29 protein-coding genes are annotated in these 25,568 nt (G+C 71.8%); 18 read left to right on the top strand and 11 right to left on the bottom strand.

Going from position 1 to position 25,568, the window contains the following annotated elements:
• Positions 1 to 73 precede the first annotated feature (73 nt).
• Positions 74 to 727 carry an SDR family oxidoreductase gene (locus QNO09_RS06240; RefSeq protein ID WP_283969035.1) on the bottom strand — a complete coding sequence of 218 codons (654 nt, stop codon included), beginning with the start codon at positions 725 to 727 and terminating at the stop codon, positions 74 to 76.
• 61 nt (positions 728 to 788) lie between these two features.
• Between QNO09_RS06240 and QNO09_RS06235 the strand changes: the two genes are divergently transcribed.
• Complete coding sequence (locus tag QNO09_RS06235; protein WP_283969034.1) at positions 789 to 1,049, top strand: hypothetical protein; 261 nt, start codon at positions 789 to 791, stop codon at positions 1,047 to 1,049.
• 471 nt (positions 1,050 to 1,520) lie between these two features.
• Positions 1,521 to 1,820, top strand: a complete 300-nt coding sequence (locus QNO09_RS06230; RefSeq protein ID WP_283969033.1) for a hypothetical protein — start codon at positions 1,521 to 1,523, stop codon at positions 1,818 to 1,820.
• Between the two features lie 275 nt (positions 1,821 to 2,095).
• Here QNO09_RS06230 and QNO09_RS06225 read toward each other — a convergent pair whose 3' ends face one another.
• Positions 2,096 to 3,274: an acyl-CoA dehydrogenase family protein gene (locus QNO09_RS06225; RefSeq protein ID WP_283969032.1), complete on the bottom strand. Its 1,179-nt coding sequence runs from the start codon at positions 3,272 to 3,274 to the stop codon at positions 2,096 to 2,098.
• A gap of 76 nt (positions 3,275 to 3,350) precedes the next feature.
• Complete coding sequence (locus QNO09_RS06220) at positions 3,351 to 3,725, bottom strand: four-helix bundle copper-binding protein (RefSeq protein WP_283969031.1); 375 nt, start codon at positions 3,723 to 3,725, stop codon at positions 3,351 to 3,353.
• 119 nt (positions 3,726 to 3,844) lie between these two features.
• Here QNO09_RS06220 and QNO09_RS06215 point away from each other — a divergent pair, with 119 nt between their 5' ends.
• The 8 genes from QNO09_RS06215 (at position 3,845) to QNO09_RS06180 (ending at position 10,643) form a co-directional block, all read left to right on the top strand.
• Positions 3,845 to 4,207: a DUF6479 family protein gene (locus QNO09_RS06215; RefSeq protein WP_283969030.1), complete on the top strand. Its 363-nt coding sequence runs from the start codon at positions 3,845 to 3,847 to the stop codon at positions 4,205 to 4,207.
• Between the two features lie 183 nt (positions 4,208 to 4,390).
• Entirely contained in the window at positions 4,391 to 4,897 is a 507-nt protein-coding gene (locus tag QNO09_RS06210) for a SigE family RNA polymerase sigma factor (RefSeq protein WP_283969029.1), read from the top strand.
• 11 nt (positions 4,898 to 4,908) lie between these two features.
• Positions 4,909 to 5,430, top strand: coding sequence for a cellulase (locus QNO09_RS06205; RefSeq protein ID WP_283969028.1), 522 nt, complete (start codon positions 4,909 to 4,911; stop codon positions 5,428 to 5,430).
• Positions 5,431 to 5,567: 137 nt separating this feature from the next.
• Complete coding sequence (locus QNO09_RS06200; RefSeq protein WP_283969027.1) at positions 5,568 to 6,842, top strand: bifunctional glycosyltransferase family 2/GtrA family protein; 1,275 nt, start codon at positions 5,568 to 5,570, stop codon at positions 6,840 to 6,842.
• A complete protein-coding gene (locus QNO09_RS06195; RefSeq protein WP_283969026.1) occupies positions 6,839 to 8,131 on the top strand; it encodes a putative hexosyltransferase in 1,293 nt (430 codons plus the stop codon). Before QNO09_RS06200 ends, QNO09_RS06195 begins: the two co-directional genes overlap by 4 nt.
• A gap of 192 nt (positions 8,132 to 8,323) precedes the next feature.
• A complete protein-coding gene (locus QNO09_RS06190) occupies positions 8,324 to 8,779 on the top strand; it encodes a hypothetical protein (RefSeq protein WP_283969025.1) in 456 nt (151 codons plus the stop codon).
• 124 nt (positions 8,780 to 8,903) lie between these two features.
• A complete protein-coding gene (locus QNO09_RS06185; RefSeq protein ID WP_283969024.1) occupies positions 8,904 to 9,389 on the top strand; it encodes a cation:proton antiporter regulatory subunit in 486 nt (161 codons plus the stop codon).
• Positions 9,390 to 9,395: 6 nt separating this feature from the next.
• Positions 9,396 to 10,643, top strand: a complete 1,248-nt coding sequence (locus QNO09_RS06180; protein WP_283969023.1) for a cation:proton antiporter — start codon at positions 9,396 to 9,398, stop codon at positions 10,641 to 10,643.
• Between the two features lie 51 nt (positions 10,644 to 10,694).
• On the opposite strand, the gene QNO09_RS06175 is transcribed toward QNO09_RS06180, so the two are convergent.
• Together QNO09_RS06175 and QNO09_RS06170 are read right to left on the bottom strand one after the other, a co-directional pair.
• Complete coding sequence (locus QNO09_RS06175) at positions 10,695 to 11,276, bottom strand: Rv1733c family protein (RefSeq protein ID WP_283969022.1); 582 nt, start codon at positions 11,274 to 11,276, stop codon at positions 10,695 to 10,697.
• A 75-nt stretch (positions 11,277 to 11,351) separates the two neighbouring features.
• Positions 11,352 to 12,449 carry a winged helix DNA-binding domain-containing protein gene (locus QNO09_RS06170; protein WP_283969021.1) on the bottom strand — a complete coding sequence of 366 codons (1,098 nt, stop codon included), beginning with the start codon at positions 12,447 to 12,449 and terminating at the stop codon, positions 11,352 to 11,354.
• Between the two features lie 271 nt (positions 12,450 to 12,720).
• Between QNO09_RS06170 and QNO09_RS06165 the strand changes: the two genes are divergently transcribed.
• Entirely contained in the window at positions 12,721 to 13,263 is a 543-nt protein-coding gene (locus tag QNO09_RS06165; protein ID WP_283969020.1) for a DUF6174 domain-containing protein, read from the top strand.
• Positions 13,264 to 13,329: 66 nt separating this feature from the next.
• Here the strand turns inward: QNO09_RS06165 and QNO09_RS06160 are convergent, their stop codons facing one another.
• The 3 genes from QNO09_RS06160 to QNO09_RS06150 all read right to left on the bottom strand — a co-directional run bounded on the left by QNO09_RS06160 (position 13,330) and on the right by QNO09_RS06150 (position 16,564).
• A complete protein-coding gene (locus QNO09_RS06160) occupies positions 13,330 to 13,920 on the bottom strand; it encodes a hemerythrin domain-containing protein (RefSeq protein WP_283969019.1) in 591 nt (196 codons plus the stop codon).
• An 11-nt stretch (positions 13,921 to 13,931) separates the two neighbouring features.
• Positions 13,932 to 15,131: a hypothetical protein gene (locus QNO09_RS06155; RefSeq protein WP_283969018.1), complete on the bottom strand. Its 1,200-nt coding sequence runs from the start codon at positions 15,129 to 15,131 to the stop codon at positions 13,932 to 13,934.
• A 149-nt stretch (positions 15,132 to 15,280) separates the two neighbouring features.
• A complete protein-coding gene (locus QNO09_RS06150) occupies positions 15,281 to 16,564 on the bottom strand; it encodes a PP2C family protein-serine/threonine phosphatase (RefSeq protein ID WP_283969017.1) in 1,284 nt (427 codons plus the stop codon).
• Between the two features lie 188 nt (positions 16,565 to 16,752).
• On the opposite strand from QNO09_RS06150, the gene QNO09_RS06145 reads away from it, so the two are divergent.
• Complete coding sequence (locus QNO09_RS06145; protein ID WP_283969016.1) at positions 16,753 to 17,103, top strand: hypothetical protein; 351 nt, start codon at positions 16,753 to 16,755, stop codon at positions 17,101 to 17,103.
• 19 nt (positions 17,104 to 17,122) lie between these two features.
• Here QNO09_RS06145 and QNO09_RS06140 read toward each other — a convergent pair whose 3' ends face one another.
• A complete protein-coding gene (locus QNO09_RS06140) occupies positions 17,123 to 18,217 on the bottom strand; it encodes a carboxylate-amine ligase (protein ID WP_283969015.1) in 1,095 nt (364 codons plus the stop codon).
• A 302-nt stretch (positions 18,218 to 18,519) separates the two neighbouring features.
• Here QNO09_RS06140 and QNO09_RS06135 point away from each other — a divergent pair, with 302 nt between their 5' ends.
• The 3 genes from QNO09_RS06135 to QNO09_RS06125 all read left to right on the top strand — a co-directional run bounded on the left by QNO09_RS06135 (position 18,520) and on the right by QNO09_RS06125 (position 21,394).
• Entirely contained in the window at positions 18,520 to 19,167 is a 648-nt protein-coding gene (locus tag QNO09_RS06135; RefSeq protein ID WP_283969014.1) for a hemerythrin domain-containing protein, read from the top strand.
• 140 nt (positions 19,168 to 19,307) lie between these two features.
• Entirely contained in the window at positions 19,308 to 21,020 is a 1,713-nt protein-coding gene (ctaD, locus tag QNO09_RS06130; RefSeq protein WP_502962250.1) for an aa3-type cytochrome oxidase subunit I, read from the top strand.
• Positions 21,017 to 21,394 carry a hypothetical protein gene (locus tag QNO09_RS06125; RefSeq protein ID WP_283969012.1) on the top strand — a complete coding sequence of 126 codons (378 nt, stop codon included), beginning with the start codon at positions 21,017 to 21,019 and terminating at the stop codon, positions 21,392 to 21,394. Before ctaD ends, QNO09_RS06125 begins: the two co-directional genes overlap by 4 nt.
• Positions 21,395 to 21,451: 57 nt before the next feature.
• Here QNO09_RS06125 and QNO09_RS06120 read toward each other — a convergent pair whose 3' ends face one another.
• Positions 21,452 to 21,814: a hypothetical protein gene (locus QNO09_RS06120; RefSeq protein WP_283969011.1), complete on the bottom strand. Its 363-nt coding sequence runs from the start codon at positions 21,812 to 21,814 to the stop codon at positions 21,452 to 21,454.
• Between the two features lie 289 nt (positions 21,815 to 22,103).
• Here QNO09_RS06120 and dhaK point away from each other — a divergent pair, with 289 nt between their 5' ends.
• From dhaK to QNO09_RS06105, 3 genes are read left to right on the top strand one after another with little or no spacing between them, the layout of a single operon-like run.
• Positions 22,104 to 23,096 (top strand): dihydroxyacetone kinase subunit DhaK, encoded by a 993-nt coding sequence (gene dhaK, locus QNO09_RS06115; protein ID WP_283969010.1) that lies wholly within the window; start codon positions 22,104 to 22,106, stop codon positions 23,094 to 23,096.
• A 49-nt stretch (positions 23,097 to 23,145) separates the two neighbouring features.
• Complete coding sequence (gene dhaL / locus QNO09_RS06110; RefSeq protein ID WP_283969009.1) at positions 23,146 to 23,745, top strand: dihydroxyacetone kinase subunit DhaL; 600 nt, start codon at positions 23,146 to 23,148, stop codon at positions 23,743 to 23,745.
• Entirely contained in the window at positions 23,738 to 24,148 is a 411-nt protein-coding gene (locus QNO09_RS06105; protein WP_283969008.1) for a PTS-dependent dihydroxyacetone kinase phosphotransferase subunit DhaM, read from the top strand. Before dhaL ends, QNO09_RS06105 begins: the two co-directional genes overlap by 8 nt.
• Positions 24,149 to 24,326: 178 nt before the next feature.
• Here QNO09_RS06105 and QNO09_RS06100 read toward each other — a convergent pair whose 3' ends face one another.
• Positions 24,327 to 25,130, bottom strand: coding sequence for a glycoside hydrolase family 75 protein (locus QNO09_RS06100; protein ID WP_283969007.1), 804 nt, complete (start codon positions 25,128 to 25,130; stop codon positions 24,327 to 24,329).
• Between the last annotated feature and the right edge of the window lie 438 nt (positions 25,131 to 25,568).

The following is a 25,568-nucleotide window of genomic DNA, read 5'->3' as shown; positions in this document are numbered from 1 at the left end:
ACCGCCGACCCCGAAGCCCGACCTCATCTGCGTGGCGTCACTTCACGAACGGCACGTCGTCGGCGTCTCAGGCTCATTCGGCGGGAGTCAGGGCGGTGGGCGGGCCGGCGGTGACACCGCCGTCCAGGACGAACTCCACGCCGGTCGAGAAGGTGGCCTCGGTGGCGATGAAGAGGACCATACGGGCGACTTCCTCGGGTTCACCGAACCGCGGGAGGGGCTGGCCGGCGGTGAACGAGTCGTCGAAGTCGGCCGTCATCGCTGTGCGCACCGCACCGGGATGGACCGAGCAGACACGGATCCCGTCCGGGGCCAGTTCCAGAGCTGCGGCCTTGGTCAGCCCGCGCAGGGCCCACTTGCAGGTCACATACGCTCCGATGCCGGCGTAGCCGGTGAGGCCGGCGATCGAGGAGATGTTCACGATCACGCCTCCGCCGGCCCGGCGAAGAGATGGTGCTGCCGTTCGCATGCCCAGCCAGGCGCCCTGGACGTTGACGTCGATGACCCTCCGGAAGGATTCGAGGCTCTGCTCCTCGACGGTCCCCCACTCGAGGATCCCGGCGTTGTTGACCAGCACCGAGACTGGGCCGAGGTCCCGCTCCGTCTCCGCGACGACCGTCTGCCAGCCGTCCTCGGTGCTGACGTCCAGGTGCGCGTAGCGGGCTGGGCCACCGAGTTCCGCCGCCAGCTTCTCCCCCTCGGCGTCGAGGACATCGGCGACTACCACGGCTGCGCCCCAGGGACCAACGCCGGACCCGGCCGGTGTGGCCGGCGCCATTCCTCTGAACATGCCGCGCCGCGAGGTACACAAGCGGCTGTGCACGGCCCGCGACTACATCGACCTCGCGATCGAGCATGAGAAGGACGGACGCCCACCCAGCGCTCAGCACGCCCTGCATCAGGTCCTCCCGGACCTCATCCCGGACGCGGACTCCACGGAGGAAGAGGCCGCTCGTCTCCCGATGGCCGTTGGCGCGGGCGGGACGGCCGCCACTGGTCTGGGCCTCGCCGTCGGACTCGTCACTCCGACCCGCGCCTGGGGAATCTGACGCCATGCCGGTCTGGTACGGGGTCCAACCTGCCTGGTGGGCGCCGCTCGAACGAGACGCTCGCCGACGATTCGGCTCCGCTCTCCGTCACACGTACCACCGCGGCTCCTTGACGTACGAACTGTCCGGACTCGACGTCATAGGTGAACCCGCCCCGGTCAACGTCAAGGTGCGCTTCTACGAGAACCCGCCTTATGCGACCTACGGCCAAGATCCCCGGGACTTCCCGCGGGTGCACGCCAAACCGGGAGCTTCGTCGAAGCACCGCTATTCCCGCGACGGCGCCCTCTGCCTCTGGCACCCGCTCGACCCTCCAGAGCGACGCTGGACCAGCGCCAAGGGCCTTCTGGACCTCATCGAGATAATCCGCACACACTTGTTCCTCGAACACTACTGGCGGCTCACCGGCGGTGAGCACGGCGGCCGGTGGTTGGTGGAGCCTGCGCCTCACGGCATGCCGGGGAGTGGTGCGTGGAGGTCTTCGCGGCGGGACAGGCGACGGGCGACGAATGGACCTGGGCCGAGACAGCAGCACTGATCGTCCCGTGCATCGCCCTCTTCGGCGCCTTCCTGACCTACGCCCTCAACCAGCGGGCCGTACGAAGGGAACGCCGGGCCAAAACCTTCGCCGAGGCCCTGACGGCGGTCGAAGAGTACCTGGAGATGCCGTACCGCATACGACGCCGCCCCGAGTCCTCGTCCGCCATACGACAGCAGCTCACCGACGAGGTCAGTAGTCTGCTGGCGCGAATGGCCTTCCACCAGGCATGACTCCAGATCGAGGCCACAACCGTCGCGGGCCCGTACGCAACCCTCGTGGCCACGGCGCGAGCGGAAGCCGGCGCGCAGATGAGCCTCGCCTGGCAGCGACCACCGATCACCACCGACAGCGGCACGAACCTCGGAATCCCGTATCCCCGGGACCGATCGAACGCGGCCCGAGCCACATGCATCGAGGTGATGCGCCAACACCTCTGAACGGCTCGTGATCTTGGTGCCAACTACCCCTCTTTTGTGCCGACCAAAAAACCTCGTCACACATCCCGTCAGCGCCGTACCCTCGGCATCCCCAGTCCGATCCAGGAGATGATCTCCCGCTGGATCTCGTTGTTGCCGCCGCCGAAGGTGAAGATCACGGCCGAGCGGTAGCCGCGTTCCAGTTCGCCGTGCAGGACCGCGCCGGCCGAGCCGTCCTTCAGGGCGCCGGGGGCCGCGACGATCTCCATGAGCCAGGCGTAGGCGTCGCGGCGGGCCTCGGAGCCGTAGACCTTGACGGCCGAGGCGTCCTGCGGGGTGAGGGTGCCGTCCTGGACCGCGCCGACCATCTGCCAGTTCAGCAGTTTCAGCGCGTCCAGCCGGGCGTGGGTGCGGGCCAGGAGGCGGCGCACCCAGGAAAGGTCGACCACGCGGCGGCCGTCGGCGAGTTTGGTCTCCGTCGCCCAACGCCACACGTCGTGCAGGGCGCGGATCGCCATGGTGCCGTGGGCGGCCAGGGTCACGCGCTCGTGGTTGAGCTGGTTGGTGATCAGCCGCCATCCCTGGTTCTCGGCGCCGACCCGGCGGGAGACGGGGACGCGAACGTTCTGGTAGTAGGTGGCGGTGGTGTCGTGGGAGGCGAGGGTGTTGATCAGGGTGCAGGAGTAGCCGGGGTCGGAGGTCGGCACCAGGAGCATGGTGATGCCCTGGTGCGGCGGGGCGTCCGGGTCGGTGCGCACGGCCAGCCACACCCAGTCGGCCGTGTCGCCGTTGGTGGTCCAGATCTTCTGGCCGTCGACGACGTACTCGTCGCCCCGGCGGACCGCCTTGGTGCGCAGGGACGCCAGGTCGGTGCCCGCGCCGGGCTCGCTGTAGCCGATGGCGAAGTCGATCTCGCCGGAGAGGATCCTCGGCAGGAAGTACGCCTTCTGCTCGTCGGTGCCGTACTGCATGATCGTCGGGCCGACGGTGTTCAGCGCCATGAGCGGCAGCGGGACGCCGGCCTGGGCGGCCTCGTCGAAGAAGATGAACTGCTCCATGGCCGTCAGGCCGCGTCCGCCGTACTCGGTCGGCCAGCCCACACCGAGCCAGCCGTCCCTGCCCAGCCGCCGGATGGTCTCGCGGTAGAACCGCTTCTGGTCGGCCGGGGCGCCGGTCCGGGCGTACCTGTGGTCCGGGACCAGTTCGGCGAAGTAGGACCGCAGTTCGGTGCGCAGCCGCTGCTGCTCGGGCGTGTATTCGAGGTGCACGGCGCCTCCAGGCTCCCAAGGCCGGTCCTGTCGGCGCACACCGTAGAACGTGTTTCAGAAATTGTGAATGGCGTTGTCAGTTCAGGGTGGCGAGGAAGTCCGTGCACGCGCGTGCGCATGCCCGGCATGCCGCCGCCGAGTCCTCCGCTCCTGGTTGTCGGTCGAAGACGTGGGCGGCCTCCAGGCACACGGTCCGGCACCACTCCACCTGGATCCGGATGCTGCTCTCGTCCGCCTGGTTCTGCTCGGACAGCACACGGCAGGTCGCGTCGCAGACCTCCGCGCACATGATGCCCTTGCGCCGTACGAGTTCCTGATTCTCGGTGCCGTCGGGATCCACGAGGCTCGCGCGCAGCGCGCAGGCCCGCGCACACTCGGTGCACGCCTGCGCACAGGCGAAACGGTCCTCCAGGAACCGGAACAGCTCCTGCTGGGATGTCGTCGAAGTCACACCGCGCGGGTAGCCCCGGTCGATGCCGGTCAAACCCGGTGTTCCCAAGGGTTCCGTCCGGCGCGGCGGCCGCCTGCGTCCAGCGGGTTCACGGAGGGGACCAGGGGTACCCGCGTGCCATGAATAGCGCATGGATGGAGATGGCCGCGGGCCGTGGCGCCGTCGGCATCGGGCTGATCGTGGCGGGTGTGGTGGTCGTGGCCCTGCTGTTGGGGGCCTTCGTCCTCGGCGTCCGCGTCAAGCGCAGGGAACTGCCCACACCGCGTCCGGACGAGCAGCCGCGACTGCCCGACGGGGGGCCGGTTCGCGAGACGAGTGAGCGCCGGGAGCCCGAGGAGCTTCCCAGGAGCGAGGACCGCCTGACCCCGCACCAGCTGAAGGGGCACGGCAACATGAGCGACCGGACGAACCCGTCGCAGGAGCGTCCTCGCTGGAACGACGGCAGCAGCGGTTCCTTCGGCAGCGGCGGCCCGGGCGGCTGAGCCCAGGACGCCGGCCGGCCCGGCAGCCGAACGGAAGGGCCCGTGCCTGTGCACGGGCCCTTCCGCATGCCCGCGGCCGGGTCCACGGAGGTGAGGTGGATCACAGGTTTCCACTGCAGCGTGCGGCGGGGTCCAGCGTCTTTGGAGAGGTGTAGGGGGCCACAGAGACGCGGGACGGTGAGGATGGAGCAGGTGGGGGCGGACGGCTTCGACGAGTTCGCGGCCGCCCGTTGGTCGGCGCTGCTCCATGTCGCACGTCTGCTCACGGGGGGCGACCGGCAGCGTGCCGAGGATCTGGTGCAGGAGGCCTTGGTCAAGCTGTGGTTCGCCTGGCCGAAGGTCGCCGAGCAGGCTCCGGAGGCGTACGTCCGCACCGTGCTGGTACGGCTGGCGGCCCGCTCGGCGCGGCGGCGCTGGTGGGGCGAGCGCCCGGTGGAGCGGCTCCCCGACCGGGCCGACCCCGGCGACATGTCGTCCGCCGTCGCGGAGCGGTCGCGGCTCGAGGCGGCGCTGGCCCAGCTGTCGCCGAAGCAGCGGGCGGCGGTGGTGCTGCGCTACTACGAGGACCTGCCCGAGGCGCAGGTCGCCGAGGCGCTGGGCTGCCCGGTGGGCACCGCCCGGTCCCACGCCTCCCGCGGAGTCGCCCGGCTCCGCCAGATCCTGTCCGACGCCGCCAGGCCCGTGGGGTGAGAGGAGAACAGATGGACGACTTCGAGCGGCACCTGTCGCGGCTGATGCGCGACACCCGGCAGCCCGCCCCCTACGAGCCCGCGCACCGGCAGCGGCTGCATGCGGGCATCCGGGCCCGCCGCCGGTCGCGGCTGCTGTGGAGGGCGGGCGGCTCCGCCGTGGCGGTGGTGGGGCTCAGTGCCGGGCTGGCCCTGCTGCCCGGCATGCTCACCCGGGCCCAGCCCGCCGATCACCGGCCACAGCCGGCGACGAACCCGACGACCTCGCCGGACAGGATGCCGACGACCGAGCCCTCCGCACCGAGTTCGACGCCGACCGACCAGCCCGCGACCACCCAGCCCGCGACCACGACCGGCGGCGTCACCCCCTCCGGGGCGACGAGCGCACCGGCCGACTCCACGCCGACCGCCCGGGCCTCCGAGAGCCGGACCGTTTCGGCACCGCCCACGCCTCCGCCCTCCCCGACACCGACGACGGCCCCTGCGTCCGCGCCGGAGTCCGAGAAGCCCTCCGCGTCGGCGTCCACCGAGTAGCCGCCTGAGCGGCCCTTCCCGTCAGGGGCTCCTCGCCCCGAACTCGCACTTCCCGCACCACCCGCCAGGGGCGACTTCGCCATGCCCGAAACCGGCACCCGGGCTTGCCCGCGCCAGAAAGAGATCGTGAAACAGCCATGCGCACCCTACGGCGGTCGGCCCTGATCGACCGCCCGATCTCCGAGCCGTCCGCGCTGCCGCGCCGGGCCCCTCTGCCCGCACACCATCCGGACCCCGTCCTGGAGGTGGTGGTTCCCGTGCACAACGAGGAGAACGACCTGGAGCCCTGCGTCCGGCGCCTGCACGCGCACCTCGCGGAGAGCTTCCCCTACGCCTTCCGCATCATCGTCGCCGACAACGCCAGTACCGACCGCACCCCGCTGATCGCCGCACGGCTGGCCGCCGAACTGCCCGGCACGCACTGGATCCGGCTGGCCGAGAAGGGCCGGGGCCGTGCACTGCACACCGCCTGGTCGCGTTCCGACGCGCCCGTTCTGGCCTACCTGGACGTGGACCTGTCCACCGACCTGGCCGCGCTGCTGCCGCTGGTCGCGCCGCTGATCTCCGGCCACTCGGACATCGCCATCGGCACCCGGCTGGCCCGTGGTGCGCGGGTGGTGCGCGGACCGAAGCGGGAGATCATCTCCCGCTGCTACAACGGGCTGCTGCGCGGCACCCTCGCGGTGGGCTTCTCCGACGCGCAGTGCGGGTTCAAGGCGGTACGGCGGGACGTCGCCGAGCGGCTGCTGCCACTGGTGCAGGACCGCGAGTGGTTCTTCGACACCGAGCTGCTGGTCATCGCCGAGCGCGCGGGGCTGCGGATCCACGAGGTGCCGGTGGACTGGGTGGACGACCCCGACAGCCGGGTCCACCTCCTGTCCACGGCGCTCGCGGATCTGCGGGGCATGGCCAGGCTCGGCCGGGCGCTGGCCTGTGGCAGGCTGCCGCTGACCGCGCTGCGCCGCAGCGGCGGCGACCTCGACGGGGAACTGCCCGCGGGCCTGGCCCGGCAGGTGGTGCGTTTCGCCGCCGTCGGTGCCGCCAGCACCCTGTGCCACCTGCTGCTGTACACCGCGCTCAGACCCGCGGCGGGAGCGCAGGCCGCCAACGCCCTCGCCCTGTTCGCCAGCGCGATCGCCAACACGGCGGCCAACCGGCGCCTCACCTTCCAAGTCCGGGGTCGCGGCGGCGCACTCCGCCACCACCTCAAGGGGCTCGCCGCCTTCCTGGTCGGGCTGGCCCTGACCAGTGGCTCGCTGGCCGTCCTGCACCACACCGCTCCCGGCGCCGGGCACCGGATCGACCTGGTGACTCTGATCGCCGCCAACCTGGCCGCGACCCTGCTGCGCTTCCTCCTCTTGCGGGCCTGGGTGTTCCCGGCCCGCCGCACGACAGGACACTCCGCCGCATGAGCACCGTCCAGCTGCGTCGCCCGCCCTCCGGCGTCGAGATCCCCGAAGTCCCGCGCGGGAAGCGGCAGTTCCGGCCGCGGCTGCGCGCAGCCGCCGTGCGCTACGGGCCGGTGCTGCTGACGTACGGCGTGCTGAAGCTGGCCGGCTTCGCCGTCTTCATGTACCTGCTGGACTCCACGGGCGACTTCCGGGAGAAGAACCCGCGCTTCGGCGGCGGCGAGCACGCCTGGGACGTTCTGGCCAGCTGGGACGGCTGGTGGTACCAGCAGATCGCCGCGCACGGCTACGACCCCGCTCTGAAGCCGGTCCCGGGAGCGACGGGGCTGATCACACTGGAGGGCAACTCGGCGGCGTTCTTCCCGCTGTACCCGGCGCTGATGCGGCTGGTCTCGGAGTGCACCGGACTCGGCCTCTACGGCGCCGGCATGACGGTCTCCGTCGTCGCTTCCTTCGCCGCCGCGCTCGGCATCCACGCCGTGGCGAGACGCCTGGGCGGGCACCGGGCGGGTCTCGTGGCGGCCGGGCTGTGGGCGGTCTGGCCCGGCTCCGGCACGGAGTGGTCGGGGTACTCCGAGTCGCTCTACACGGCGCTCGCCGCCTGGGCCTGTCACGCCGTCATGTCCCGCCGCTGGCTCACCGCCGGCCTGCTGACCTGTGCGGCCGGGCTCTGCCGGCCCACCGCCGTGGCACTGGTCGCCGCCCTCGCCGTCGCCGCTGCGGCTGCCCTGCTACGGCGTGGGGACGATCCCTCGCACCCGGGCGGCTCGCGCCCGAGTGTCCGTCGTCTGCTCGCCGCCGTGGCCATCGCCCCGCTGGGCCTGTTCGGCTACCTCGCCTGGGTCAACTGGCGCATGGGCGACATCAACGGCTACTCCAAGCTCCAGGACGGCGCCTGGGCCCACAAGTTCGACTGGGGAGTCCACACGTTCAACGTGCTGACCTCCATCCCGGTGGGCGACTTCGACTATCTCTTCGCGATGCCCTTCGAGGATGTCATCGGTGTCTGCGTGGTGCTGATGGTGCCGGTGCTGACGGTGCTGCTGCTGCGGCTGCGCCCGGCGGCCGTACTCGTCGTCTACACCGTCCTCTCCTACCTCATGGTGATGACCACCCAGCAGTACTTCGGCAACGTCTCGCGCTATCTGCTCCCGCTCTTCCCGCTGTTCGTGCCGCTCGCTCTCGCGATGCGCCGGCTCCGATGGCCGTCCCTGGCCGCGGTCCTCGGCACGGCCGCTCTGGCCTCCGGGTCGTATGCGGGATACGTGCTGTTCCAGCTGGGCGTGCCGTAGACGGCCTGGCTGCCGGCGGTCTGACCCGTGGGGCGGGAGCACGGCCGGCCGCTCCCGCCCCGCGGCACGTTCCAGGTCGGTCTCGGACGCGATGTGCGGCATCCGACGAGGGGCGGCTTCAGTGCCCGGGCGGCATACTGATCTCGCGCCGCGCAGTGATCAGGCCGACGGCCGGAGAGGGGATGACGGGACGTGACCACCGAAGAGCCGGACGGGCGGGGAACTCCTCACGAGCCGCCCGGTGTTCGCCCGGTCCCCGACGAGGTGTGGCTGAGGTTCCTCACCGACAGCGAGTCCGCCATACGCGTCTCCGCTCCCAGAGAACCCTCCGCCGACGAGCGGGCCGCGGGGCGGCGGCTCCAACCCCCGCACGCCGTCGGTGATCTGTGGCAGCCGGAGGACCCGCGGGTCGGCGTGGCATGGGGTGACCTGGACCGCCGGGCCAAGGTCCGGCGCGCGGGACGGGTCGCCGCCACGGCGGCCGCCGTCGCCCTGGCCCTGGGTGCCTGGTCCCAGCTGTCCACCGGCGCGGGCACCGGCCACCGGCCGGGCGAGGACACGGTGCGGCAGGTCGAGGGGGCGACCGCGCGCCTGCCCACCGCCACACCGCTCCCCTCCGTATCCCCCTTCCCTCAGCCGTCCCGATAGCCCCCGCAGGAGGGGTATGGTGGCGCCCCGCCGCCTAGGATGAGCCACACAGGCCGGTTCTGGACGCTCGTCCGGGCGGCCCCCCGCAGGCAGGAACGCGCAAGCAGACCGAAGGGGGAGGGAGATGGGCGCGCCACGCCTCAGCAGCACCCCGTTGCCGGGCATAGGAGTCCGCTACGACCTGACGACACGGGAGAGCCGACGCCTGTCGGTGGTCGCGCACCGCGACGGGCACCGGACGATCAGCGCCTACCGCGAGGACGACCCGGACGCCTGCGACCTCTCGGTGCGGCTGACGTCGGAGGAGGCCACCACCCTCGTCGACGCCCTGATGCCGGCGCACCACACCCCGAATCTGCTGTCCACCACCGACCTGGGGCTCGTCGCCGAGCGGATCGAGCTGCCCGCCTCCGCTCACTTCAGCGGGCGGCTGCTGGGCGAGTCCCGGATCCGTACCGACACCGGCGCGTCCGTGGTGGCGGTGCTGCGCCGGGCGGAGGCGATCCCCTCCCCCGCCCCGGACTTCCGGCTGGCCGGTGGCGACACCCTCATCGTCATCGGGACCCGCGAGGGCGTGGAGGCGGCCGCCGCGATACTCGGGCGGGAGTGACCCGCCATGCACTCCTCCGCGGTCTTCCTGATCGAGTTCGGCTGTCTCATCCTCGGGCTCGGGCTGCTCGGCCGCCTCGCCGGGCGCTTCCGCTTCTCGCCGATCCCCCTCTACCTGCTGGCCGGGCTCGCGTTCGGGGAGGGCGGGCTGCTGCCGCTGGGCGCCAGCGAGGACTTCGTCGCCGTCGGCGCCGAGATCGGGGTCATCCTCCTGCTGCTCATGCTGGGCCTCGAGTACACGGCCACCGACCTGGTCTCCCACCTCAGGACCCACTACCCCGCAGGGCTCATCGACGCCGTCCTCAATGCCCTGCCGGGCGCGGTGCTGGCCCTGCTGCTCGGCTGGGGCCCGGTCGCCGCCGTCGTCCTGGCCGGTGTCACCTGGGTCTCCTCCTCCGGCGTCATCGCCAAGATCCTCGGCGACCTGGGGCGGCTGGGCAATCGTGAGACACCGGCCATCCTCAGCATCCTGGTCCTGGAGGACCTCTCCATGGCGGTGTACCTGCCCATCGTCACGGCCCTGCTGGCCGGGGTGGGTCTGGCCGCGGGCGGCATCACCCTGGCCATCGCCGTGGGCGTGCTGACCCTGGTGCTGGTCCTCGCGGTGCGTTTCGGCCGCCACGTCTCCCGCTTCGTCTCCAGCGACGATCCGGAGAAGCTGCTGCTGGTCGTCCTCGGCGTGACCCTCGTGGTCGCGGGTCTCGCCCAGCAGTTGCAGGTGTCGGCCGCGGTGGGCGCGTTCCTGGTCGGCATCGCGCTGTCGGGCGAGGTCGCCGAGGGCGCGACGACTCTGCTGGCGCCGCTGCGCGACCTGTTCGCCGCCGTGTTCTTCGTCTTCTTCGGCCTGCACACCCACCCGGCGAGCATTCCGCCCGTCCTGCTGCCCGCCCTCGCCCTGGCGGCCGTCACCACCGCCACGAAGATCGCCACGGGGTATTGGGCCGCGCGCCGCGCCGGGATCGGGCCCAGGGGCCGTTGGCGGGCCGGCGGCACGCTGGTGGCCCGCGGCGAGTTCTCCATCGTCATCGCCGGGCTCGCCGTGACCTCCGGCATCGAGCCCTCGCTCGGCCCCCTGGCCACGGCGTACGTCCTCATCCTGGTCCTGCTCGGCCCCCTGACCGCCCGCTGGACGGAGCCGCTGGCCACACGCCTGGCCGGACGCCCGCGCCGGGCGGCCGGGTCAAGGGCGACGCCACCGGTTCCACCGGGCGCACACGAGACCCTCGACGACCAGGACACGATGGGCCGAGCCTGACCACGCCGCCGGGGCCGGCGGACGCGGAGCGCGGGACGGGCACCGGCGTCCTCAGCCCGTCTTCCGCCCCCCGCGCGTGTCGATCCGCTCCCACTCCGCCTCCCACCGGGCCAGGCGCCACCGGTCCAGGGCCAGCCGGGTCAGCCGGGTGGTTCCCAGGACCGTGCCGCCGACGAAGGCCCCCGCGAGTGCGCCGCCCATGGCGGTGTGCAGCCAGGCCTCGCCGCCGGACACCGGTGGGGCCGTGATGTCACCGCTGCGGTTCACCCACACAGGGATGGTGCTCCCCGCGGGAGCCTCGGGTGGTACCCGGGCCTCGTCCCGGTGGGTCGAGCCGTCGGGCGCGGTCCACCGCACCTCGCCCCACACCCGGTGGTCGCTCGCCGTGCGGGCCGGCGACGGGCCGGGCGCGTCCTCGACGACCACGGCCCGGACCTGGCGGCTCTCGGCCCGCTGCCGTTCGACGGCCCGCTCGACCGAGCCCGCCGCCAGCAGTCCGGCGAGCAGTCCGCCGAGCAGGGCGAGCACCCAGCCCCCGAGCACGACCCAGGCTTCGACGACGTCGACGCGCCGTTTGAGCGCATTGCGCCGCCACCGCCACCACCGCACGGTCACGCGCTCTGCGGGTCCCATCGGCCGACACCCCCTCGTGAGTACCGGCAGCACCCTTCCAGTGTGCGCCCGACAGCGGCTGACGCGCACCGCGCGTCAGGCGGGAGACGCGGCGACCCGTACCCGGTCGCTCTCACCGGAGAGGAAGCGGGCCATCGCGCGCCCTTCGTCGGCGACGGCGGCGCGGTCGGCGCGGGAGAAGCGGCGCAGCGGGGTGACGTGCACGGTGTCGGCCTCGACCGTCCAGGTCGCGGCCACCCTGCCGTCGACCAGAACGACGCGGGCGCCGGCGACGGACAGCGGGCGGTGCGCGTCGTCGATGATCCGGCTGCGGTCGTGGTAACCGAGGATCGCGTTGTCGAACGCCGGGAGGAATCGCACCGGGGCGGGGGTGTCGGGGTCGGGGCGCGGGGCGCCCGGGAGATCGAGCAGTTCGCGACCGCGTTCGTCCCGGAAGGCGACCAGTTCCTCGCGTACGGCGAAAACCGCGGCGGGCAGCCCGGCGAGGCCGCACCAGGCGCGCAGGTCGGCCGAGGCGGCGGGTCCGAAGGCTGCGAGATAGCGCCGTACGAGGGCCTGGCCCACGGGGTCGGAGCCGTCCGGGGAGAGCGGGTCGATCTCGCGTCCCAGCCAGGAGGACATCAGCGCGTAGCGCACGCCGGCCTTCGTTCGCCACACCCCGCGCGGCGGCAGTTGCACCGTCGGGAGGAGGGCGGCGACCAGCAGCTCACCGAGGGGCCGCGGCCCGGCCGAGGGCCAGCGGTCGGCGACGGCTCGCGCGAGTTCGGGCATGGAGCGGGGTTCGCCGTCGGCCATGACCGTCCGGCCCGCCTCGGCGAGTTCGCCGTGATCGACCCCGTCGAGTTCCCGCCGGTAGACCCCGACCACACGCCGGCGCAGCATGCCGTCGTGGCGGGCGCGCCAGGCGACGGCGTCGTCGGCGGTGACGAGATGGACCGTGCGGCGCATGAGGTGGGTGCGCACCACGCGCCGCCCGGTCAGCAGGTCGGACAGCCGGTCCGGGTCGAACGCCCGCAGCCGCGACCAGAGGCCGGGGAACGGCTCCTGGGGTTCCTGCGCCTGGAGACCGCCCAGGTGGGCGATGGCGTCGAGGACCGGCAGGTCGGCGCGCTCGAGGAGCAACTGCCGGGCGAGAGTGGCGCGGTTGAGCGCCCGGGTGTCGAGAACGGTCATCGCAGCACCTCGGTCTTCGCGTCGTGTGCCGACCCGTGGTCCAGGGTGTCCGGGCGGCTTGCGCGTTCACGGTGGCACGGGATGCGGTCAGATCATGACCGCATCAGGCGACCACAGGTCGCCGGCGTCCGCCCCGGGGTGAACGCCCACGAGCAGGACAGGAGACCGAGCCGGCCCGGACCATGCCGGCGGCGGTGGTCGACGGGCCCCGCCGAACGTTTCCCGGACGGCCGGCGTCATAGCGGTAGCCGTCGTCGAAGGGACCACCACCATGACCGCCGCAGCCCGTGCCGTCCGAGCCGTGTCCGGTGCCGTGCTGAGCGCAGGCCTCATCTGCGCGGTCGCCGCCTGCGGCTCCGGGACGTCGACGAGCCCGACGGCTTCGGCGGCCCCGGGAACACCGAGCGCATCGGGCCACAGCGGCGTCTTTTGGCGGGAGCCCGCCTCGTACGCCTACACGCTCCGGTCGAGCGAAGGGGAACGCAACCTGCTCGGCACCTTCCGGGTCTGGGTCCGCGACGGTGCCGTGGTGAAGGCGGTGGGCCTCGACGGCATGGGCCGCCGCGCGGTCGAGAGCACCCCGGACGCCGTGCCCGCGCTCGGCGAACTCCTCAGGGAGCTGGAGCAGGCGCGACAAGGCGGCGCGGACACGGCCGAGGCGGAGTACGCACCCGGCGACGGCCATCCGGTGCGGATCGTCCTGGACTGGGAGGAGAACGCGGTCGACGACGAGGCGCGTTACACCATCAGCGCCTACGCGCCGGCGGACGGCCGGCGCGCCGGGGATCCGGCCGAACCCCGCCCGGCGTCGTGACGCGGTCCGGCTCCTCGCGGCCGAGCGCGCCATCACCTGCGGCCGGCCGGCCGCGGTGGTCGGGGCTCAGTCCTTGCCCATCGCCTTGCGGACCGCGTCCTTCGTGCGGTCCACGAGGGCCGCGACCGGACCGAGGGCCATAGTGGCCGCGCCGGACTCGACACCCGGGTGGGGGCGGGTGGGCGCCATGGCCTCGGCGGCCTTCACGGCCTTGGCCAAGGAGGCGAGGCGGCCGGCGTCGGTGCTCCGGCGGATGTGCGTGAACTCGTAGCGCTCCTCCGCCCGGGCGTGCTCCTGCACGTCCTTGCGCAGCTGCGTCAGCTGAAGCATGAACTTCGGGTCGTCGGTGTCCAGTTCGTCCAGGGCGACGAGGGTTTCCTTGGCCGCCCGCTCCTCGGCCAGCCGGTCCTCCACGACCTGCTCACCGCCGGTGACGTTGCGGCGGACGAAGGGATGGACGACCTCCTCCTCGGCGGTCTCGTGCACGGCCAGCAGCCGCACCAGGCGGCGGAAGGCCTCGCGGCGCTCCTCGCCCTGGCTCTGCTCGACCTCGTCGAAGAGGTTGCGGATGTCGCCGTGCTGGCGCATGAGGAGGGCCACCACGTCGGTGTCCGCCGCCCGGTCGTCGCCTGCCTGGGGGGTGTGCATCTCGGGCATGGTCGGCCGCCTCACTTCTCGCGCATCGCGGGGTCGGGGTGCTCGCCCTCGGTCTCGACGCGGTACTCGCGGCCGAACATCTCGTCGTGCTGGGCCATGACCCGCTCGCTGGGCGGCTCCTCACCGCCGTGGAGCTGCTCCTGCATCTTCTCGAACCGCTCGTGCGCCTCACGTACGTAACCGGCGCCCAGCGTGGTCAGGTCCATCTGGGTGTCCAGGAGTTCCCGCAGGTACTGCTTGTTCGGCTCGAAGGTGAGCACGTTCGGCAGCTCCGGCGCCAGCACCGACTCGGGGTCGCGGCCGTCGTGGCGGCGCATCAGGTCGCAGGCGATGTGCAGGTGTTCCAGCTCCTGGTTCAGATGGAGCTCCCAGATCGCCTTGACCTTGGGGTCGCTCTCCTGCTCCATGAACGAGTAGTACAGGTAGCACTCGTTGTACTCGTGGTTGACCAGCTGCTCCCACCACGTCTCCCCGGGGTCGACGAGCGACTCGTAGTGGGTGACGTGCTCCTCCTCGATCAGGCCGATCTCCTGGTAGAGCTGCCGGGCGATCGGCTCCATGTAGGTGGGGCCGGTGTTCATGTAGAAGTTCATGGTCTGCTGCTCCGCCGACATGATCGTCAACGCGTGCAGCTTCGACAGCGGGTTCGTCCGGTCCTTGTCGTACGGGTCACGCACGTTGTCGGCCGGGTGGCGGTGGTGGTACTTCGTCGGCCGGCCCGGCATCACCTCGGTCAGGCCCTCGACGATCGACTCCGCCTTGCGGTGCTCGATCATCTCGTACAGGTTCGCGTACCGGTACAGGTGGTCGAAGTCCTCCAGCACACCGAACTGGTACGCCTGCTTCAGATACGGATCCGGCTCCATCCGCGCCACCCACGCGGTCAGATCCACCGCGACCTGCTCGTAGGCGATCGTCGTCTCCAGCACCGACGACACCCCCGGCAGCAGCCAGTTCACGACCTTCTGCTGCTGTGCCTCGATGTAGCGGGTCTGGGCCAGCTGCCGCTTCACCTCCGGGTCGACGGTGTTGCGGGCGAGCTGGTGGCTGAACATGATCGCCTCGACCTCGATGCCGTTCATCGCGATGATGCGGCAACGGGTGTAGGGGTCGCAGTGATCGGGATCGATCGGGGTGACGTTCAGCTCGCGCCAGTTGCGGACCTGACGGTCGAGCGGGATACCGCGTTGTTCCAGGGGGTTGAAGGTCATGGACGGTCTCCTGGGGGATGAAGAAACTCGCGCGCCGACGGAGTGCCCCGCCAGGGCCGACGAGAACACGTTCTTTCTCCCACTGTTTCGGCCGGGTCGTTTTCCAGCCACCGTTCGCACCCCAAGTGGGTGCTCACCGCACGGGGTGTTCACCGCACGGCGTCTCCCGCCGGTCCGCTGTCGTCACAGGGGCCGTTCGTCGACAGGCCGGTCAGGTCGGCAGCGGTGTCGGCCGGCTCCAGGTGGGGGCCGATCCACTCGCACAGCAGGACGGTGGCATCGTCCTGGAGTCGGCCGTCGTGGTATTCGAGGACGGCCTGGATGAGGCGGCGCAGTGTCTCGGGGACGGGCAGGCCGTCGGCGTGGTGGCGGATGAGGAAGTCGGTGAAGCGCGCCAGGCCGAACTCCCGACCCCCGGAGCGGCGCGCCTCGGTGATGCCGTCGGTGTAGAGAACGATCCGGTCGCCCGGCTGGAGATGCTCCTCGCACACGGTGCTGCGCAGCCCGAGGTCGGTGCCCATCGGGTGGGCCGGCCGGCAGGAGAGCCGGCCGGCCCAGCGGTTGTCGCGGATGACGATCGGCGCGTGGTGACCGCGGTTGACCCACTGCAGGACGCCGGTGCGGGTGTCGAGAGTGGCCAGGATTCCGGTGACGTAGCGCTGGTGGTCGTACTGCTCCAGGAGGGCGGCTTCGACGGCCTCCGCCTTCTCGACGAGGCCCGCGCCCTGGCGTCGGGCATTGCGGCAGGCGCCCAGGGCGAGGGCGCCCGACAGTCCGGCGGCGGTGTCGTGCCCCATCGCGTCGAAGACCGTCAGATGGACCAGGGGCCCGTCGACGGCGTATTCGAAGACGTCACCGCTGATGTCGTAGGCCGGTTCCTGGGACGCGGAGATCGTGACCCTTCCGTCGGCGTAGGTGCGCGGCGGCAGGAGGTTCCACTGCATCTCCGCGGCCACGCTCATCGGCCGTGCGCGCACCAGTCTGGCCAGTGCGTCGCTGGTGCCCCGTTTGCTGACGATGATCAGTGAGACGAGCGCCGCGAGCGCCTGCATGTCCGCGCGGGCCGCGGCGTCGTCGTGTTCGCTGCTCACCCGCAACAGCCCGAGGCGCTCGGTACCGTCCAGCAGCGGGACCCACCACTCGGACACCCCGCCGCCCGGGGGCGCGGCCGGCAGGACGTCGGTGTACTGGTAGGCCCGTCCGGCGACCGTCCCCTCGATGGGCAGCTCCGTCTCGTGTCCCTGGGCGGCGTCGCCCGGGAGCAGCCGCAGGACGGTGCGCTGCAGATCCGCCACGTAGATCAGCACCTGGCGGAAGGAGGCCGCGCGTGCGCACTCGGTCGCCTTGGCCGGAAGCAGCTCGATGGGCATGAGGTGACTGGCGTCCAGCAGGTCGGCGAGCATCCGCCGACCGCCCTCCCCGCTCCGCTCCATCAGCGTTCACCTCCGATCGTCGCACCGGACGACTACCCGCGAAACGCCCTCTCAGGACCCGGTGCGCGCATCCGGCGCCGGGTGGGGTCGGAAAGGTATCGGCACCGGGAGGCTTCGAGGGACCGGCTTCGGGTACTTCCACGGCGGAACGTCCCGCCGACAGAGGAAACGGAGGCACCCAGGCCGTGTTGCTTTCCCATTCTCTCGATCGCGGAGTCCTCGTGATCACGATCCACCAGGACCCCGGGGTCGGCGGGCGTGCCGCGCTCCTCACGAAGATCAGTGACCTCGTCCAGGCCTTCCGGCCGGCGCCGGTGGTCGTTCTCCTCGACGAGCCGGCCGCTCAGGACGCGGTGGTCAGCGTGGTCCTGCGCGTGCACCGGCTGTGCAGCCGGCTGGGGACGCTGATGTCGGTGGCCACGCACAGCGCGCCCACCCGGCGCGCGCTGGAGGCGGACGCCGACACCGTCGGCACGCGACTGGTCGTCCACGCCCGTGCCGACACCGCTGTCGCCGCCGCGTTCGCCGCGGCGGCCTGAGGGACGGTTCCGCGGGGCGTCACGGCATCGTGCTCTGGGCGCTGATCAGTTCGGTGACCGCGCGCAGACCTCCTTGGGCGAGGGCGGCGCGCTGCCGGTCCGCGCCGGTGCCGTCCTGCAACAGCCGGTGGATCAGGGACGTGACCTGACGGGTGTCCCCGGACGCGTCCAGCGCCGGGGCGACGTGCCGCAGGAACTCGTAGAGCACGTCTCCGGCCCGGTGCGCGGTGCCGCCGGGGTCGACCAGGGTGTCGCCGAGCCCGTGCCGGGCCGCGTGCCACATGGCGGCCTGCAGCAGTTCCGGCGCGTAGTCGGGCGCGGGCGTGTCGGCCGCCGCTTCCGCGAGGGCGGTCTCCACCAGAGCCCGGATGAGCGCGGCGAACATGACCGCCTCGTCCGCCCGCAGCTGGACGTCCAGGCACCGCACCTCGACGGTCGGATAGGCGGCGGACAGGCGGGCCTGCCAGTAGAGCTGTCCGGTGTCGGAGATCAGGCCGGCTTCGAGCAGCCGTTCGGCGCGCCGGTCGTAGTCGGCGGCGTCCCGGAAGTGCGGGGGCACGCCGCTGACCGGCCACCGACTGAAGATCACCGTGCGCCAGCTCGCGAAGCCGGTGTCGTGGCCGTCCCACAGCGGAGAGTTGGAGGCCATGGCCGTCAGGGTCGGCAGCCAGGCGCGGATCCGGTTCAGCACCTGCACACCGGCCTCCCGGTCGGGCACGGCGACGTGCACATGGGTGCCGTTGACCAGTTGCTCGGCCACCAGTTGCGGCGCCTGGGCGACCATGGCGCGGTAGCGGGCCTGGTCGGTGACGGCGATGGGGCGGCCGTGCCGGAGCGGCGGTGTCCCGCAGACCCCGATCCGGCAACCGTGCTCCTCGGCGGCCACACCGACGGCGTGCCGCAGACGCAGCAGATGGCCGCCCACCTCCTCCAGGGTGCGGCAGACCGGGGTGGCCACCTCGACCTGCGCCTGGAGCAGCTCGGACTGCACCTCCTGGTCGGTCACCAGATGCCCCACGCCCGCCGCGGCGCGGACTTTGTCCGCCTGAGGTACCGGCAGGCCCGTCACCGGATCGAGCAGCAGGTACTCCTCTTCCACGCCGATCGTCGTCATCGACCACCCTCTGTTCCGCCCGGCGGCCGGGCCGGATACCGCGCCCCGTAGACGTCCCTCAGGCAGCGACGGTCACCCTTCGGGGTGCGCTCGTGTACGTCCCGAGTGCCGCGCCGACGGGCAGACAAAACATGACACAGACGAGGAAACCGGCTGCACCGTGTCCGCTGCGGGCGGGGTGCCGTCCTCGGGGGCGGGGTACTCGCGCGACGGCGGTTCGGTGACCGCCGTCACGGTGCCGGAGGTCCTCGCCGGCGCGCGGAAGGGAGCGGTTCACGCCCGGGACGATCGAAGAGCGGACGGTGGAGCAACTGGGCGGTCCGGGCAGCGTTCTCGCCCGGCAACGGCGTGATCACGCGGAGATGGACCGGCTCATGGAGCGCTACCGGATCCTCACCGACGGCGCGGAGCGCGAGCGGGTCCTCAAGGAGGTCGTCCAGCTCGTCTTCAGCCACGCCTTCGCGGAGGAGACCGTGCTGTGGCCGGCCGTGCGGCGCTCGGTGCCGGACGGTGAGGAACTGACCGCGCGTGTGGAGGAGGAGCATCAGCAGGTCAACGATCTGGTCGCCGGCGTCGAGCGCATGACACCCGGCAGTCCGGAGCGCGAGGAGAAGGTGCGGCGGGTCTTCGCACCGATCCGCCAGGACATCCGGGACGAGGAGGACCTGGTCCTGCCCCGGCTGCAGGAGAGCCTGGACACCGCTCGGTTGCGTCGGCCGGGTACCGCCTGGGAGACGGTGCGCATGAGCGCGCCCACACATCCCCACCCGGTCGTCCCGCGACGCCCACCCGGCAACGCGCTTCTGGGCGTGCCGCTCAGCCTCTACGGCCGGCTGTGCGACGGGCTGGGGCTCAGCATTCCCTCGGCCGTGACGAAGAAGATCCCGGCCGCACTCGCCGGTCTCCTCGCATCCGCCGCCGTCGCCGCGGTCCTGTGCAAACGGCATTGACCGCCACCGCCCGGTCGAATGGATCATTCCACCATTCGGCTCAGAAAGCCCGGTTACAGACAACGCCGACGAATCAGAAGGAATAGGTTCCTCCCGGCCGGATGACCGTCCGAGCACCGTTGCTGCCGATCGAGGAACTGATGGCGACACACACTGAACCGGTTGCGCCGGTACCCGCGGTGGAGCGCCGCGGCAGGGGGAAGGTGATCGTCTCCTGGATGACGACCACCGATCACAAGAAGATCGGGCACCTGTACCTGATCACGTCGTTCGGGTTCTTCCTGGTCGCCGGGGCGCTGGCGATGGTCATCCGGGCGGAGCTGGCGCGGCCGGGGCTGCAGATCGTCTCCAGTGAGCAGTACAACCAGGCGTTCACCATGCACGGCACGATCATGCTGCTGCTGTTCGCGACACCCACCTTCGCCGGGTTCGCCAACGCCATCATGCCGCTGCAGATCGGCTCACCCGATGTGGCCTTCCCACGGCTGAACATGCTCTCGTACTGGCTGTTCCTCTTCGGCGGCCTGATCGTGATCGGCAGCTTCCTCACTCCGCAGGGCACCGCGGACTTCGGCTGGACCGCCTACACCCCGCTGAGCCTGGAGGTGCGCACGCCGCAGGTCGGCGGCGACCTGTGGATCATGGGGCTGGCGCTGTCCGGGTTCGGCACCATCCTCGGCGCGGTCAACTTCATCACCACCATCATCTGTATGCGCGCCCCCGGCATGACCATGTTCCGGATGCCGATCTTCACGTGGAACGTCCTGCTCACGTCGGTGCTGGTGCTGCTGGCCTTCCCGGTGCTGGCCGCCGCGCTGCTGGTGCTGGAGGCGGACCGCAGGTTCGGTGCCCAGGTCTTCGACCCGGCCAACGGCGGGGCGATCCTGTGGCAGCACCTGTTCTGGTTCTTCGGGCACCCCGAGGTCTACATCCTGGCGTTGCCGTTCTTCGGCGTGATCACCGAGATCATCCCCGTCTTCTCCCGCAAGCCGATCTTCGGTTACACCGGGCTGATCGGCGCCACCATCGCCATCGGTGGACTGTCCGTGACGGTGTGGGCGCACCACATGTTCGCCACCGGCGCTGTCCTGCTGCCGTTCTTCGCCTTCATGACGTATCTGATCGCCGTGCCGACGGGCGTGAAGTTCTTCAACTGGATCGGCACCATGTGGCGTGGCTCGCTGTCGTTCGAACCACCCATGCTGTGGGCGCTCGGCTTCCTGGTCACCTTCCTCTTCGGCGGCCTGACCGGCGTCATCCTGGGGTCCCCGCCACTGGACTGGCACGTCACCGACAGCTACTTCGTGGTCGCCCACTTCCACTACGTGCTCTTCGGCACCATCGTGTTCGCGATGTTCGGCGGATTCAGTTTCTGGTGGCCGAAGATGACCGGCACCATGCTCGACGACCGGCTGGAGAAGATTCACTTCTGGACGCTGTTCATCGGCTTCCACACGACGTTCCTGGTGCAGCACTGGCTCGGCGCCGAGGGCATGCCCCGCCGTTACGCCGACTACCTCGCCGCCGACGGCTTCACCGCCCTCAACACCGTCTCCTCGATCGGCGCGTTCCTGCTCGGCCTCTCCACCCTGCCCTTCCTCTACAACGTGTGGCGGACCGCCCAGAGGGGCGAGAAGGTCGAGGTCGACGACCCCTGGGGCTACGGCCGCTCCCTGGAGTGGGCCACGTCCTGCCCGCCGCCCCGCCACAACTTCCTCACCCTGCCCAAGATCCGCTCCGAGTCGCCCGCCTTCGACCTGCGCCACCCGGACCTGGCGAGCATCGACGAGGCGGCGAACACCGGGCAGCGCGACGTGCTCGACGCCGAGGGGCACAAGGGCGAACGGCGGTGAGACGCGGCAGGAACGAGGCACCGGGCGGTGAGCCGCGCAGCGTTCTGGCCGACGAGACCGAGGGCTACCTTCTCGCCCACGCCCACCGCGACCAGGCGCAGCGCGAGGCCGAGGAACTCTGCGCGCGGCTGCCGTGGCTGACCACGGCCCAAGCCGAGGAAGTCACCGTCCACTACGTCCACCGGCGCCTCGATGTCACCCGTCGGCTCATGCTCGGCACCGTGCGACGGGCCGACGAACTGCGGCAGGAGTACGAGAGCCGCTATGCCGAGCTGCGGAGCGCCCTGCTGCGGCGTCACGCGGCGGGCGCCTGCGCGGTGCTGGCCTGTGCCGCGGGGGCGGGCTCGCTGGCGGCCGGTGTGCTCACCCGCTGACGGCCGGCCGGACGGCCTTGCCCCTCCTCGCGGGGCACGGCGTGGTGATCGTGCCGTTCAGTGGCCGTAGGGCGGCTCGAAGCAGCCCGTCTCCGGGTACGGGCCGTTGGTCCGCACCTCGAAGTTCGACTTCTGCACGAACGCCGACACGCAGGCGTCGTCGTGGACGCGCAGGGCGACTCGTGTGCCCTCGGGTGTGACGTAGCCGTCGTCCTTCCAGCGCGGGGACATCGTCGTGACGGTGAGCCTGCCGCCGAGACGCTTGCCGTCCTGCGTGACGCGCTCCTCCCGGTAGCCGAGCCGCAGCAGGGCCGTACGTAGGGTCACGGGGTCCCATGTCCGCTGCTCCCACAGCCGCTCGATCACCGGCCGGATACGGGCGGCCTCCCGCTCGGCGTCCTGCGCGTGGGCCGGACCCATGGCGCCCTCGCGACGGTGTGCATCTGCGACGCCACATCGGTGCCAATCGACGGCGCGAACATCGTGACCGGCAAATAGATCGGATGTCTAGAGGGGTTCATCACCACGCACCCGTCCGGTGCCGGGCGTGCTCGGCCCCGTGATGCGCCAGGTCGCCTCGGCCTGACGTACCGTCACCGAGGACCGCGGAAGCGGTCGCCGACCGCCAAGGTCGACAACTGGCCTCGCCCATCCTGGACTGCAAAAATGAAGGCCAGAGCACAGTGACCAGGCTCACCAGGAGGTACCCGTGAAGATGCTGATCAACGTCCCGGAGAGCGTGGTCGCGGACGCGCTGCGCGGCATGGCGGCCGCCCACCCGGAGCTGACCGTGGACATGGAGAACCGGGTGATCGTGCGGCGGGACGCCCCGGTCGCGGGGCAGGTGGGGCTCGTCTCGGGCGGAGGTTCGGGGCACGAGCCGTTGCACGGTGGTTTCGTGGGCCCCGGCATGCTGTCGGCGGCCTGTCCGGGCGAGGTGTTCACCTCCCCCGTGCCCGACCAGATGCTGCGCGCGGCCGCCGCCGTGGACAGCGGGGCGGGTGTGCTGTTCATCGTGAAGAACTACACCGGTGACGTGCTCAACTTCGACATGGCCGCCGAGATGGCCGAGGACGAGGGCATCCAGGTCGCGAAGGTGCTGGTCAACGATGACGTGGCGGTGACCGACAGTCTGTACACGGCGGGGCGGCGCGGTACGGGCGCGACCTTGTTCGTGGAGAAGATCGCGGGTGCCGCCGCTGCCGAGGGCATGTCGCTGGAGCGGGTCGAGGCGATCGCCCGGCAGGTGAATGAGAACTCCCGCAGTTTCGGTGTCGCGCTGAGCGCCTGCAGCACGCCGGCCAAGGGCAGCCCCACCTTCGATCTGCCGCCCGGGGAACTGGAGTTGGGCATCGGAATCCACGGCGAGCCCGGCCGTGAGCGGCGGGTGATGATGACCTCCGGCGAGATCGCCGAGGCCGCCGTCGAGGCGGTGGTCGAGGACCTCCAGCCGCGCAATCCGGTGCTGGTCCTGGTCAACGGCATGGGTGCGACGCCCCTGCTGGAGCTGTACGGCTTCAATGCCGAGGTGCACCGGGTACTCGCCCAGCGCGGCGTCCCCGTGGCCCGCGTCCTCGTCGGCAACTACGTCACCTCGCTGGACATGGCGGGCGCCTCGCTCACCCTGTGCCAGGTCGACGAGGAGCTGCTGCGGCTGTACGACGCGCCGGTGAAGACCCCGGGCCTGCGCTGGGGCGTGTGACTCACAGGGGGTAGAGGATCACCAGGTACCTACCAGGCAAGGAGATCCAGTGCTCGACGCCGATTTCTTCCGCCGTTGGATGACGGTGACCGCCGCGTCCGTCGACCGCGAGGCGGAACGGCTCACCGCCCTCGACTCCCCCATCGGGGACGCCGATCACGGCAGCAACCTCCAGCGCGGGTTCACGGCCGTCGTGGCCGTCCTGGAGAAGGATGCTCCGGGCACGCCCGGCGCCGTCCTGACCCTGGCCGGACGCCAGCTGATCTCGACGGTCGGCGGCGCCTCGGGGCCGCTGTACGGGACGCTGCTGCGCCGTACCGGCAAGGCGCTGGGCGATGCCGGCGAGGTCAGCGCGGAGCAGCTGGCCGAGGCCCTGCGGGCGGGGGTGGACGCGGTCATGACGCTCGGCGGCGCCGCCCCGGGCGACAAGACCATGATCGACGCGCTGGTGCCCGCGGTGGAGGCGCTCGGCGACTCGTTCGCGGCGGCCCGCACCGCCGCGGAGGAGGGCGCCGTGGCGACGACACCCTTGCAGGCGCGCAAGGGCCGGGCGAGCTATGTGGGCGAGCGCAGCATCGGCCACCAGGACCCCGGTGCCACCTCGTCGGCGCTGCTGATCGCCGGACTCGCGGAGGCCGCCGGTGAGTGACGAGCCGTTGGTGGGGATCGTGCTGGTGTCGCACAGCGCGCAGGTGGCCGCGTCGGTCGCCGAGCTGGCGAAGGGGCTCGCGGGCGCCGGCCCGGTGGTGCCCGTCGCTCCGGCGGGCGGCACCGAGGGCGGTGGGCTCGGTACGAGTTCCGAACTGATCGCTGCGGCGGCCGCGTCCGTCGACCGCGGTGCCGGAGTCGCCGTGCTGACCGACCTGGGCAGCGCGGTGCTCACCGTGAAGGCGCTGCTCGCGGAGGGCGACGAACTGCCCGAGGGGACGCGGCTGGTGGACGCCCCCTTCGTGGAGGGGGCCGTGGCCGCGGTCGTCACGGCGTCCACCGGTGCCGATCTGGCGGCGGTGGAGGCGGCCGCCACTGAGGCGTACACCTACCGGAAGGTGTGAGCGGCGAGCGCGGCCGGGCACGCACGCCGGATCGGCGGTGTGCCCGGCCGCGGCGTGCTCGTGACGCCGCGTCAGTCCTTCCGGTCCGCTCGGCCGTGATCCGGCTCCCACCGCCACCCCGCGCGGCGCCCTCGGTACCGCAGAGGACGCCGCCCTGTGCCGTTCCGTCCCCGCCTGGTCAGCGTCCGCCGGGCCCGCTCCCGTCGATGAACCGTTTCGCCGCCCGCTCCCCCGCCGTCACGGCCGCGGCGTGGTCTTCGATGGGCGACACCTTGGTGTTCTTGAAGACGATGTAGGTGACGCCGGAGGGGACGCCGCCGCCGTGCGGGTCGGGGCGGATGCCGAGGGCCTCGGCGGTGGCGTAGGACGCCTCGCCGATGATGCCCTGAGGGCCCGTGTCGCCGACGACCGCGTAGCGCACCCGGTCGCGGTAGACGACGGCCACCACCGAACCGCCGCCGATGCCGTGGTCCCGGTAGTCCCAGATGCCGCTCGGCGCGGGTACGACGACGTAGGGCAGGTGCTCGGCGCTCAACGGGCGGCCGTCGGACTGGGCGTAGGCGGTGCTCGCGGCGAAGTAGGGGTCGGTGCGGTGGTTGCAGCGGGGGCCGGGGCGGCCGTCGCAGTCGATGTCCATGTCCGCCTTCCAGAACACGGCGTCCCGAGTGCCGCAGACCGGGATGGTCGCGGGTGCGCCGTTGTCGCTGCGGTAGCGACCACGGGAGACGGGAGTGCAGTCCCGCACCTTGGCGAGCAGGCCGGCGGCGCTCACGGCGCTCTCGCGCAACACGGCGGGCGTGGTCGGGACGGCGAGGGGCGTGGTCGGGACGGCGAGGGGCGTGGTCGGGACGGCGAGGGGCGTGGTCGGGGCGGCGGGGGGCGTGGTCGGGGCGGCGGGGGGCGTGGTCGGGGCGGCGGGGGGCGTGGTCGGGGCGAGCAGGGCGGCGCTGGCCGCGGCCAGCGTGAGCGACTGGACACGCACGATACGGGAGCCTCTCCTCGGGGACCTGACGGGGCCTCAGCCCAAAATGGCCCCGGGGCGAGCACCCGGCCACCTCTGGAGGGCCGGACGGTGCATGTCCCCAACCTCCGACCGGGGCCGGGGGCCTGAGTCCGCGTAGGACTCCGGCCGCCCGGCCGCCCGCGCCGGCGCGGGATCTGCGACGACAGCGGTCCGCGCGACAGGCCCGAACACCCTGGTGTCCGCCAGGAGTTCGGCCGTGAGGGACTTCAGCATACGTAACTCTCCCGGGTGGTCACACACGGCGTCGGTGGCGCCCTCGGCAGCGACATCCGGTGCCCGGCCGGAACGCCCTCTTGATGTGGTCGCGCCAACGGCGTCATATTGGTCCGGACCATTCCTGCGTGCCGCCCCCGGGAGGCAGTGTCGTGCGAAGCCGTTCCGTCCCCCCGTCCCTCC

It is taken from the genome of Streptomyces sp. 378 (assembly GCF_030124145.1).
GTDB lineage: Bacteria > Actinomycetota > Actinomycetes > Streptomycetales > Streptomycetaceae > Streptomyces.
Note: the sequence above shows the minus strand (reverse complement) of the source record. Positions and strands in the feature narration are given on the sequence as shown.

Excerpts from the sequence above, each read along its gene's own strand:
- QNO09_RS06235 (WP_283969034.1), top strand. The coding sequence starts at position 789 with ATGCCGCGCCGCGAGGTACACAAGCGGCTGTGCACGGCCCGCGACTAC.
- QNO09_RS06215 (WP_283969030.1), top strand. The coding sequence starts at position 3,845 with ATGAATAGCGCATGGATGGAGATGGCCGCGGGCCGTGGCGCCGTCGGC.
- QNO09_RS06210 (WP_283969029.1), top strand. The coding sequence starts at position 4,391 with ATGGAGCAGGTGGGGGCGGACGGCTTCGACGAGTTCGCGGCCGCCCGT.
- QNO09_RS06205 (WP_283969028.1), top strand. The coding sequence starts at position 4,909 with ATGGACGACTTCGAGCGGCACCTGTCGCGGCTGATGCGCGACACCCGG.
- QNO09_RS06200 (WP_283969027.1), top strand. The coding sequence starts at position 5,568 with ATGCGCACCCTACGGCGGTCGGCCCTGATCGACCGCCCGATCTCCGAG.
- QNO09_RS06195 (WP_283969026.1), top strand. The coding sequence starts at position 6,839 with ATGAGCACCGTCCAGCTGCGTCGCCCGCCCTCCGGCGTCGAGATCCCC.
- QNO09_RS06185 (WP_283969024.1), top strand. The coding sequence starts at position 8,904 with ATGGGCGCGCCACGCCTCAGCAGCACCCCGTTGCCGGGCATAGGAGTC.
- QNO09_RS06180 (WP_283969023.1), top strand. The coding sequence starts at position 9,396 with ATGCACTCCTCCGCGGTCTTCCTGATCGAGTTCGGCTGTCTCATCCTC.
- QNO09_RS06175 (WP_283969022.1), bottom strand. The coding sequence starts at position 11,276 with ATGGGACCCGCAGAGCGCGTGACCGTGCGGTGGTGGCGGTGGCGGCGC.
- QNO09_RS06170 (WP_283969021.1), bottom strand. The coding sequence starts at position 12,449 with ATGACCGTTCTCGACACCCGGGCGCTCAACCGCGCCACTCTCGCCCGG.
- QNO09_RS06165 (WP_283969020.1), top strand. The coding sequence starts at position 12,721 with ATGACCGCCGCAGCCCGTGCCGTCCGAGCCGTGTCCGGTGCCGTGCTG.
- QNO09_RS06160 (WP_283969019.1), bottom strand. The coding sequence starts at position 13,920 with ATGCCCGAGATGCACACCCCCCAGGCAGGCGACGACCGGGCGGCGGAC.
- QNO09_RS06155 (WP_283969018.1), bottom strand. The coding sequence starts at position 15,131 with ATGACCTTCAACCCCCTGGAACAACGCGGTATCCCGCTCGACCGTCAG.
- QNO09_RS06150 (WP_283969017.1), bottom strand. The coding sequence starts at position 16,564 with ATGGAGCGGAGCGGGGAGGGCGGTCGGCGGATGCTCGCCGACCTGCTG.
- QNO09_RS06140 (WP_283969015.1), bottom strand. The coding sequence starts at position 18,217 with ATGACGACGATCGGCGTGGAAGAGGAGTACCTGCTGCTCGATCCGGTG.
- ctaD (WP_502962250.1), top strand. The coding sequence starts at position 19,308 with ATGGCGACACACACTGAACCGGTTGCGCCGGTACCCGCGGTGGAGCGC.
- QNO09_RS06120 (WP_283969011.1), bottom strand. The coding sequence starts at position 21,814 with ATGGGTCCGGCCCACGCGCAGGACGCCGAGCGGGAGGCCGCCCGTATC.